The sequence below is a fragment of the Phenylobacterium sp. genome (assembly GCF_020253645.1).
Classification (GTDB): Bacteria; Pseudomonadota; Alphaproteobacteria; order Caulobacterales; family Caulobacteraceae; genus Phenylobacterium.
In genome coordinates, this window is sequence record NZ_JADCBG010000003.1 from 1 (window position 1) to 8,676 (window position 8,676).

At 71.1% G+C, this 8,676-nt stretch carries 10 protein-coding genes and 1 pseudogene; 5 read left to right on the forward strand and 6 right to left on the reverse strand.

The window, feature by feature from the left end; all coding sequences use genetic code 11:
* Positions 1 to 58: 58 nt before the first annotated feature.
* The 3 genes from INE98_RS00145 to dapE are packed head-to-tail and all read left to right on the forward strand — an operon-like array spanning position 59 to position 2,716.
* Entirely contained in the window at positions 59 to 721 is a 663-nt protein-coding gene (locus tag INE98_RS00145) for a pyrimidine 5'-nucleotidase (RefSeq protein ID WP_293535685.1), read from the forward strand.
* The gene (dapD, locus tag INE98_RS00150; RefSeq protein ID WP_293535693.1) at positions 718 to 1,557 is read left to right on the forward strand and encodes a 2,3,4,5-tetrahydropyridine-2,6-dicarboxylate N-succinyltransferase; all 840 of its coding nucleotides are present in this window, start codon (positions 718 to 720) and stop codon (positions 1,555 to 1,557) included. Before INE98_RS00145 ends, dapD begins: the two co-directional genes overlap by 4 nt.
* A 4-nt stretch (positions 1,558 to 1,561) precedes the next feature.
* On the forward strand, positions 1,562 to 2,716 hold the full coding sequence (dapE, locus tag INE98_RS00155; RefSeq protein ID WP_293535686.1) for a succinyl-diaminopimelate desuccinylase: 1,155 nt from the start codon (positions 1,562 to 1,564) through the stop codon (positions 2,714 to 2,716).
* Here dapE and truA read toward each other — a convergent pair.
* The 5 genes from truA to recR are packed head-to-tail and all read right to left on the reverse strand — an operon-like array spanning position 2,689 to position 6,843.
* Entirely contained in the window at positions 2,689 to 3,447 is a 759-nt protein-coding gene (gene truA / locus INE98_RS00160) for a tRNA pseudouridine(38-40) synthase TruA (RefSeq protein WP_293535687.1), read from the reverse strand. The two genes, dapE and truA, sit on opposite strands and share 28 nt — an antisense overlap.
* Positions 3,447 to 4,373, reverse strand: coding sequence for a methionyl-tRNA formyltransferase (fmt, locus tag INE98_RS00165; RefSeq protein WP_293535688.1), 927 nt, complete (start codon positions 4,371 to 4,373; stop codon positions 3,447 to 3,449). Before fmt ends, truA begins: the two co-directional genes overlap by 1 nt.
* Before the next feature lie 50 nt (positions 4,374 to 4,423).
* Positions 4,424 to 4,933 carry a peptide deformylase gene (gene def / locus INE98_RS00170; RefSeq protein WP_293535689.1) on the reverse strand — a complete coding sequence of 170 codons (510 nt, stop codon included), beginning with the start codon at positions 4,931 to 4,933 and terminating at the stop codon, positions 4,424 to 4,426.
* Between the two features lie 33 nt (positions 4,934 to 4,966).
* Entirely contained in the window at positions 4,967 to 6,196 is a 1,230-nt protein-coding gene (locus tag INE98_RS00175) for a DNA recombination protein RmuC (RefSeq protein WP_293535690.1), read from the reverse strand.
* 44 nt (positions 6,197 to 6,240) lie between these two features.
* On the reverse strand, positions 6,241 to 6,843 hold the full coding sequence (recR, locus tag INE98_RS00180) for a recombination mediator RecR (RefSeq protein WP_293535691.1): 603 nt from the start codon (positions 6,841 to 6,843) through the stop codon (positions 6,241 to 6,243).
* A 92-nt stretch (positions 6,844 to 6,935) separates the two neighbouring features.
* Between recR and INE98_RS00185 the strand changes: the two genes are divergently transcribed.
* Both INE98_RS00185 and INE98_RS00190 read left to right on the forward strand, forming a co-directional pair.
* Positions 6,936 to 7,178 (forward strand): hypothetical protein, encoded by a 243-nt coding sequence (locus INE98_RS00185; RefSeq protein ID WP_293535692.1) that lies wholly within the window; start codon positions 6,936 to 6,938, stop codon positions 7,176 to 7,178.
* A 5-nt stretch (positions 7,179 to 7,183) separates the two neighbouring features.
* Positions 7,184 to 7,744, forward strand: a complete 561-nt coding sequence (locus INE98_RS00190) for a hypothetical protein (RefSeq protein WP_293535694.1) — start codon at positions 7,184 to 7,186, stop codon at positions 7,742 to 7,744.
* 318 nt (positions 7,745 to 8,062) lie between these two features.
* Here INE98_RS00190 and INE98_RS00195 read toward each other — a convergent pair.
* Positions 8,063 to 8,676 (reverse strand): annotated as a pseudogene (locus INE98_RS00195) (DNA polymerase III subunit gamma/tau); the annotation flags it as partial.

The window sequence follows — 8,676 nt, forward strand, 5'->3', positions numbered from 1 at the left end:
CCCACGCCATGCTGGTCGAGCTGTTCACCGAGCACGGGTCGGGAACCCTGATCACCCGATGAGACCGGACCTCAGCCATATCGACACCCGGCTGTTCGACCTGGACAACACCCTCTACCCGGAGGAGTCCGGCTTCATGCGGCAGGTCGAGAGCCGCATGACCGCCTTCGTCATGAAGGTGACGGGTCTGGAGCGGGACGACGCCTTCGCCCTGCAGAAGAAGTACCTGGCCGAGCATGGCCTGACCCTGGGCGGGCTGATGCGCCACCACGGGGTCGACCCGGCGGACTTCCACGCCCTGTTCCACGATCTGAGCCTGGACGCCCTGGCCCATGACCCGGAACTGCTGGTCGCCCTGGCCCGCCTGCCCGGTCGCCGGCTGATCTTCACCAACGCCGACGACTTCCATGCCGAGCGGGTGCTGAACCACCTGGGCCTGACCCACCTGTTCGACGAGGTCTTCCACATCCACTCCTTCGGTTTCGCGCCCAAGCCCGACCCGCTGGGCTTTTTGCGGATGATCGAGGGCCATGGCCTGGATCCCGCCGCCACCGCCTTCTTCGAGGACTCCGAGCGCAACCTGAAGCCGGCCTTCGACCTCGGCATGACGACGGTCCTGGTCGGCCCCCGCGCCCGGGCTTCGGAGGCGATGTTTGTCCATCACCGCACCGCGCGCCTGACCCCCTTCCTCAATCACGCCCGCCTCCGGGAGACCGCCTGATGAGCCTCACCTACGCCGACCTCCGCACCGAGATCGAAGCCGCCTGGAAGGCCCGCGACCAGGTCTCCACCGCCACCACTGGTCCGGTGCGCACCGCCGTGGACGAGACCCTGCGACAGCTGGACAGCGGCGCCCTGAGGGTGGCGAGCCGAGGCGAGGACGGCGTCTGGACGACGCACCAGTGGGTCAAGCAGGCCATCCTCCTGTCCTTCCGCCTGAACCCGAACCGGGTCCACCACGCCCCCGGCCCCGGCCCCTACTGGGACAAGGTGGACACCAAGTTCGAGGACTGGAGCGAATCCCGGTTCGAGGCCGCCGGCTTCCGCGCCGTGCCCGGCTGCGTGGTGCGCAAGGGCGCCTTCATCGCCCGCAACGTGGTGCTGATGCCCTCCTTCGTGAACATCGGCGCCTTCGTCGACGAGGGAACCATGGTCGACACCTGGGCCACGGTCGGATCCTGCGCCCAGATCGGCAAGAATGTGCACCTGTCCGGCGGCGCGGGCATCGGCGGGGTGCTGGAGCCCCTGCAGGCCAATCCGACCATCATCGAGGACAACTGCTTCATCGGCGCCCGCTCCGAGGTCGCCGAGGGGGTGATCGTGCGCGAGGGCAGCGTCCTGTCCATGGGCGTCTACCTGACCTCCACCACCCCGATCATCGACCGCCGGACCGGGGAGGTCTTCACAGGCGAGGTGCCGCCCTATTCGGTGGTCATGTCCGGGAGCCGCCCGAGCCCGCACGAGGGCCTTCCCGGGACCTATTGCGCGGTGATCATGAAGACGGTGGACGCCCGCACCCGGGCCAAGACCTCCATCAACGAACTCCTGAGGGACTAGGCCCATGGCCGGGATCGACGCCGTCGAGCTGACCCGCGAGCTGATCCGCCGTCCGTCCGTCACCCCCGCCGACGCCGGGGCCATGGATGTGGTCGAGCAGGTCCTGGCGGGCCTGGGCTTTGTCTGCCGCCGGATGCGGTTCGGCGAGATCGAGAACCTCTACGCCAGGATCGGGACGGCCCGGCCCAACCTCTGCTTCGCCGGCCACACCGACGTGGTGCCGGTGGGCGACGCCGCCGCCTGGAGCCGCGAGGCCTTCGCCGCCGACATCGTCGACGGGGTGCTGATCGGCCGGGGCGCCGTGGACATGAAGAGCGCCATCGCCGCCTTCGCCGCCGCCGCCGCTTCGGCCCTGGCCGAGGGCGCGGTGAAGGGCTCCCTGTCCTTCCTCATCACCGGCGACGAGGAGGGCGTGGCCCTCGACGGCACCAAGCGGGTGGTCGAGACCCTGAGGGCCGAGGGCGAGGTCATCGACCACTGCATCGTCGGCGAGCCGACCAGCGCCGAGAGCTTCGGGGACATGGTCAAGATCGGCCGCCGGGGCTCCATCAATGTCGGGATCCGGGTCGAGGGGGTGCAGGGCCACGTGGCCTATCCGCACCGCGCGGCCAATCCCGTGCCGGTCCTGATCCGCCTGCTTGCGGCCCTGCAGGCCCGGGTGCTGGACGAGGGCTATGCGGACTTCCAGCCCTCAAACCTGGAGGTCACCACCATCGACGTGGGCAATCCCACCACCAACCTGATCCCCGCCGTCGCCACGGCCCGGCTGAACATCCGGTTCAATCCTGCTCACCGGGGGGCGGACCTCGCCGCCTGGATCCAGGCCGAGGCCGACCGGGCGTCGGAAGGCTTCCCCGGGACGATCACCCTGACCCCGGCAATCAGCGGCGAGGCCTTCCTGACCGAGCAGGGCCCCTTCACCGAGCTGGTGGCCGGCGCCGTGGAGGCGGTGTCCGGCCAGAGGCCGGACCTGTCGACCACCGGCGGCACCTCGGACGCCCGATTCATCCGCGCCCTCTGCCCGGTGGTGGAGCTGGGCCTGGTGGGCCGCACCATGCACGCCGTCGACGAGCGGGCGCCGGTGGACGAGATCCGCCGCCTGCAGGCCGTCTACGAGACCCTGATCCGCCGCTACTTCGCCGCCCCGCCGTCGGCGTAGGCGACGCCTGTCAGGACGAGGCCCGTCGCGGGCGCGACAGGGCCGCAGGCCCGGCGGTCCCGGGCCTCCAGGGCCGCCTTCACGTCCGCTGCGGTCCAGCGCCCGATCCCCACCTCGGCCAGGGTGCCGGTCATCGACCTCACCTGCCGGTGCAGGAAGGAGCGCGAGGCGAAGCTGAGCCAGACCTCCTCGCCCCTGCGGCTGACCTCGGCGACGTCCAGGGTCTTGACCGGCGACTTCGCCTGGCAGGCGAGGTCGCGGAAGGTGGTGAAGTCATGGTGGCCGACCAGGACCTGGGCGGCGGCGTGCATGGCCCCGGCGTCGAGCGGCGACTTCACATGCCAGACCCGGCCGCGGTCGAGGGCCGGGGGCGCCGGGCGGTTGAGGATGCGGTAGAGGTAGCGACGCTCGGTGGCCGAGAAGCGGGCGTGCCAGTCCTCGGGCGCGACCTCGGCGTCCAGGACCACCACCGCCTCGTCGACCAGGTGGGCGTTGAGGGCGTTGCGCACGGTCAGGGCCGGCCATTCCCTCGTCAGGTCCACGTGGACCACCTGGCCCGTAGCATGGACGCCTGTGTCCGTGCGGCCGGCGGCCTGAAGGCGCACGCTCTCGCCCGTGAAGGCCAGGACCGCCCTCTCCACCGCCCCCTGCACCGTGGGCAGGTCGTCCTGGGCCTGGAAGCCCTTGTAGGGGCCGCCGTCGTACTCGAGGGTCAGGCGGTAGCGGGGCATCAGTCCAGCTTCGTCCCGGAGGGCAGGGGCAGGCCGCGCAGGAAGTCGGCGGCGTCCTGTGGTCCCCGGCCCTCGCGCTGGAGGCGCAGCAGGCGCACCGCGCCCTCGCCGGTCGCCACCAGGAGGGCGTCGTCCAGCACCTCGCCGGGGGCGCCGGATCCGGCCTCGGCGCGGCTGAGCAGGGCCTTGACGCGGACCGGGCCTCGCGGGCCGGGCGCCTCGAACCAGGCGCCGGGAAAGGGCGAGAGCCCGCGGATCTTGCAGTCCAGCTCGGCGGCGGTCCGGGTCCAGCGCAGGCGGGCGGTCCTGGCGCTGATCTTCCTGGCGTAGGTGGCCCCGTCTTCGGCCTGGGGGGTCTCCACCGCCCGGCCAGCGGCGATGTCCGCGAGGGTCGCGACCAGCAGGGCGGCGCCGGCCTCGGCCATTCGATCGTGCAGGCTGCCTGCTGTTTCGTCCGGCCGGATGTCGAGGCGGGCGGTGGACAGGATCGGCCCCTCGTCCAGCCCCTCGGTCATGCGCATGACCTGGACCCCGGTCTCAGTGTCGCCGGCCATGATGGTGCGCTGGATGGGCGCCGCGCCCCGCCAGCGGGGCAGGAGGGAGGCGTGGAGGTTGAAGGCGCCCAGCCGCGGGGCCTCCAGCACCTCGCGGGGCAGGATCTGGCCGTAGGCCACCACGACGGCGGCGTCGAGGTGCAAGGCCCGGAAGGCCTCGACCTCGGCGGGGTCGCGCATGGAGGCGGGGGTGCGGACAGGCAGGCCGAGGGTCTCCGCCAGGGCCTGGACGGGCGAGGGGCGCACGGCCTGCCCGCGTCCCCGGGGCGCAGGCGGCTGGGCGTAGACCGCGGCGACCTCGTGACCGGCCTTCGCCACGGCGTCGAGGCAGGCGGCGGCGATGTCCGGGGTACCGAGGAAGGCGAGGCGCATGGCCGGGGTTTACCCCTCCCGCGGCGGCGAGGGAACCGGAGGGGGCTGGATCAGCCCGTGCGGGCCAGCTTGCGCACACGGGCCACCGCCCGGTCGCGCTTCAGCCGGGACAGGTGGTCGATGAAGAGCACACCCTTGAGGTGGTCCATCTCGTGCTGGATGCAGACGGCGAACAGGCCCTCGGCCTCCTCGGTGACCTCCTGGCCGTGATAGTCGAGATAGCGCAGCTTCACCCGGGCCGGGCGGTCCACCTCGTCGTAGACCTCGGGCACGGACAGGCAGCCCTCCTCGTAAGGAGCGGTCTCCTCGGAGGCCCACAGGATCTCGGGATTGACGAAGTAGCGCGGCTGGGGCGGCTCGCCCTGCCGGGCCAGGTCCATGACGATCACCTGCTTCGGAACCCCCACCTGGATGGCGGCGAGGCCGATGCCAGGGGCCGCGTACATGGTCTCCAGCATGTCGTCCATCAGCCGGCGCAGGTCGTCATCCACACGCTCGACGGGTGTGGAGACCTGCTTCAGCACGGGGTGAGGGACAGTGAGGATATCGAGGACGGCCATGGTTTCGCCAGTTAGGGACGGGCTGGCGCAGCGTCAAGCCGGGCTGTCGCCCGCCCCCGGATCCTGGCCCGCCGGGCGGCGGGCGCTGGTCTCGATCTGGGTCAGCTCGGGCAGGGACTTGCCTTCATGGTCCACGCCCAGGGTCTCGAAGCGCCGGGCGTGGGGAAGGACCCGGCTCTCCAGGGAGCCCACCGCCTGATTGTACTTGACCACCGCCTGCTCCAGGGCCTTGCCAACCCCGGCCATGTGGCCGCCCATGTCGGCCAGCCGCTTGTAGAGCTCGCGTCCGACCCGGGCGATCTCGGCGGCGCCCTTGGCCTGGTCCTCGACCCGCCAGCCGTAGGCCACGGCCTTGCAGAGGGCGAAGAGGGTGGTGGGCGTGACCACCACGACCTTCTGGGCCATGGCCTCGTTCAGGAGGTCCGGCTGGCGGTCAAGGGCGGCCACCAGGAAGCTGTCGCCGGGGATGAACATGGCCACGAAGTCGGCGCTGCCGCCCAGTTCGTCCTGATAGCCCCGGGAGGCGAGGGTGCGCATGTGGCCCCGGACGCTGTCCGCGTGGCGGGCCAGGGCGGCCTCGCGCTGGGCTTCGTCGGCGGCCTCCTGGGCGTCGAGGAAGGCGCTGACCGAGACCTTGGCGTCGATCACCAGCTCGCCGCCCCCGGGCATGCGCACGATGACGTCCGGCCTCTGGCGGCGCTCGCCATTGCTGAGGGTGACCTGTTCCAGGAAGTCGAAGCGGTTTTGCAGGCCGGCCATCTCCAGCACGTTGACCAGGGTCTGCTCGCCCCAGCGTCCCTGCACGCCGACCCCCCGGCGCAGGGCGGCGGTGAGTTTCTGGGTCTCGTCCCGGGCGGCGGTGGAGGCCTGGAGGAGGGCGCCGATCTGCTCGCGCAGGCCCCCGGTCTCCTGGGCCCGGGCGGTCTCCATGTCGGTGACCTGCTTCTGGAACTTCTCAAGGGTGTCGGTCACGGGCTTGAGCTGGCCAGCCAGCTTCTCCTCGGCCAGCTTCTCGCGCAGCTCGAAGCTCTCGTTGGCGCGGAGGAGAAGCTGGTCGGCGATGGCGCCAGCGGCCTCGGCCTGCAGCAGTTCGGCGTTGCGGGCGGCCATGTCCTCGATGACCTGGACCCGGGCGGCGGTGCCCTGGAGGTCAAAGACCCGCGCCTCGGCGCGATCGGCCCGGCCCCGCTCGAACAGGGCCCAGACCCCGGCGATGAGGGCCAGGGCGAAACCCAGGAGGGCGATCAGGAGTTCGGAGTTCATGAAGTGTTCCTAGTCCGGAATCGCCGGCATGTCACCGGGTGCGGTCAGGCCGGACGGCGGGCGCGCAGGGCCTGGGCCAGGGTGCCGTCGTCCAGCCAGTCCAGTTCGCCGCCCACGGGAACGCCCCGGGCCAACAGGGTGACCTCGGCGCCCGACCCCGACAGCCGCTCAGCCAGGTAGTGGGCGGTGGTCTGGCCGTCCACGGTGGCCGGCAGGGCCAGTATGACCTCGCGCACCCCGCCGGCGGCGACCCGGGCGACCAGGGCGGCGATCCTGAGGTCGTCGGGACCGACCCCGTCGAGGGCCGAGAGCAGGCCACCAAGGACGTGGTAGCGCCCGCGGAAGGTCCCGCCCCGCTCGAGCGCCCAGAGGGAGCCGGCCTCTTCCACCACGCAGACCAGGCCCGCGTCCCGGGTCCCGTCCGAGCACACCGTGCAGGGATCCCGGGTGTCGAGGGCGCCGCAGGTGGTGCAGGCCCGGACCTTGGCTGCAGCGTCGGCCAGGGCCTCTGCCAGGGGGGTCATCAGTTGCTCCCGGCGCTTGAGCAGGGTGAGGGCGGCCCGGCGCGCCGAACGGGGCCCCAACCCCGGCAGGCGGGAGAGGAGGCTGATCAGCCTTTCGATCTCGGGTCCCGCAGATGCGGCCAAAGCCCCTGCCTCCTATGGGTCGGAAACGACTTGCAGGGTGCACCCCGAGGGGTGATTCTGTCCAAGCCCGCCCGCTTGGGAAGGATGACAGCATGGCGCGACCGTCCCGACCGGTTCCACGATCCGACTTCCGGGACCTCGCGGTCCGCGCCCTCCTGGGCCTCGCCGGGGGCATCGCGGTCTGGGCGGTGATCCACTGGACGCCAGAGACTGAGGGCCTGAAGGTCGTGCGCGGGATCCTGGCGCTGGCCTCGCTGACCCTGCCTGTCGTCGTCCTTGGGGCCTATCGCCGCGGCACGTCTCCGCAGACCTTTGATCAATCAATGAAGGCTTGAGCGACATGGAGCAGGCAGGCTCACGGATCATCGTCCTCAACGGCGTGTCAAGCGTCGGCAAGAGCTCGACTGCGCAAGCCCTACAGATACGCGCTAAGGCCACCTTGCTGCACGTCGCGATGGACGCCTTCATCGGCATGCTGCCTGCAAGAACGATGGGCGACGCCGATGGCCTCACCTTCCAAGAGGAGGAGATCGATGGGGTGCCCGTGATCTCGATCCAACGGGGTCCGGTGTTTCAGCGCCTCATGCGGGGCATGACAGAAGCCATCGGAGCCCTTGCAGATCAAGGCAACGACATCGTCGTCGACATCGTGATGCTGGGCGGAGAGTACGAAGCCTATCGGCGTCTTTCCGCCCGACATGAAGTTCAGTTCGTCGGGCTGTTTGCCCCCCTCGACATTATAGAGACGCGGGAACAGGCGCGGGGAGACCGCGTGATTGGCTTGGCGCGCGGTCAAATCGATCTGGTGCATCGGGACGTGACCTACGACTTGCAGATCGACACCGTCGCCATGTCGCCCCAACAGGCCGCGGAAGCGATCTGCGCCGCGTTCGGACTCTAAGCTTCGACGCCTCCTGCGATGCCCAACTGCCCCGCGACGGTCCGGTCCAGGAGTCGCACCGGCAGTCACCGCGGCGGGCTCTGATTGAAGACGGCTGGGCTCACCGGCGCATAGCGCGCACGGGCGCGCACGGCTTTCGAGCGCCTTCGGGATCGTTTCAGCGACCTTCTCGGATGGCATGCCTGCACGGCCCACGGCGGCAAAGCCCCGGCTAAGCCGCTCAGCGTTGGCACCGTATGGGGTGTCTACGAGATAGGCGAGACTCGCCGGCGCTGCCGTCTCCCAGCTCGCCGCCTGTCCGCCGGGTGGGGCGGGGGGCTAGTCCTCCGCCGCGTCTTCCCCCAGGTCGTCGACAAGGGCCGGTTCCGGCGGGGGTAGGTGGCGGATCTGGACGACTTCTGCGCCGGGAAAGGCCTCGAGCACGGACAGGACGAAGGGGTCCTGGCTGACCTCGGCTCGGGTCTCGCGGGCCTCGCGGGTCTGTCGCTCCCAGAGGCTTTCCGCCCCGCCGCCGCCCTGCGCCGCCACCAGCCAGGGCTGGCCGGTCCAGGCCTTGAGGCGGCCCACCAGGCGCTGGGCGAGGTTGGCCGGCGCGCCGGGCGCGGGCTCGAACTCCAGGACGCCGGGCCGGAAGCTGATGGGCCGGACGAAACGCTCGACATCCAGCTTCAGCGCGATGTCCCGCTCGGCGTCGATCCGGGCGACCAGGTCCTCGAAGGTCTGCAGGGTGGGGGCCTGGCGCGCCTCGAGCTGGGAAGAGGCCTGGGGGGAGGCCTGGGGCGAAAGGGCGCGCGCGGCGCCGCCCTGTCCCGCGCCGCCCTGTCCCGCGCCGCCCGGGACGCTTCCACCGCCCGGGATCTCCCCGTTCCTGAGGAGCTTGAGCGCCTCTTCCGGACCGGGCAGGTCCGCGGCGTGGGCCAGGCGGATCAGGG

Coding starts and splice junctions, on each gene's coding strand:
- INE98_RS00145 (WP_293535685.1), top strand. CDS start 59: ATGAGACCGGACCTCAGCCATATCGACACCCGGCTGTTCGACCTGGAC.
- dapE (WP_293535686.1), top strand. CDS start 1,562: ATGGCCGGGATCGACGCCGTCGAGCTGACCCGCGAGCTGATCCGCCGT.
- truA (WP_293535687.1), bottom strand. CDS start 3,447: ATGCCCCGCTACCGCCTGACCCTCGAGTACGACGGCGGCCCCTACAAG.
- fmt (WP_293535688.1), bottom strand. CDS start 4,373: ATGCGCCTCGCCTTCCTCGGTACCCCGGACATCGCCGCCGCCTGCCTC.
- def (WP_293535689.1), bottom strand. CDS start 4,933: ATGGCCGTCCTCGATATCCTCACTGTCCCTCACCCCGTGCTGAAGCAG.
- INE98_RS00175 (WP_293535690.1), bottom strand. CDS start 6,196: ATGAACTCCGAACTCCTGATCGCCCTCCTGGGTTTCGCCCTGGCCCTC.
- INE98_RS00185 (WP_293535692.1), top strand. CDS start 6,936: ATGGCGCGACCGTCCCGACCGGTTCCACGATCCGACTTCCGGGACCTC.
- INE98_RS00190 (WP_293535694.1), top strand. CDS start 7,184: ATGGAGCAGGCAGGCTCACGGATCATCGTCCTCAACGGCGTGTCAAGC.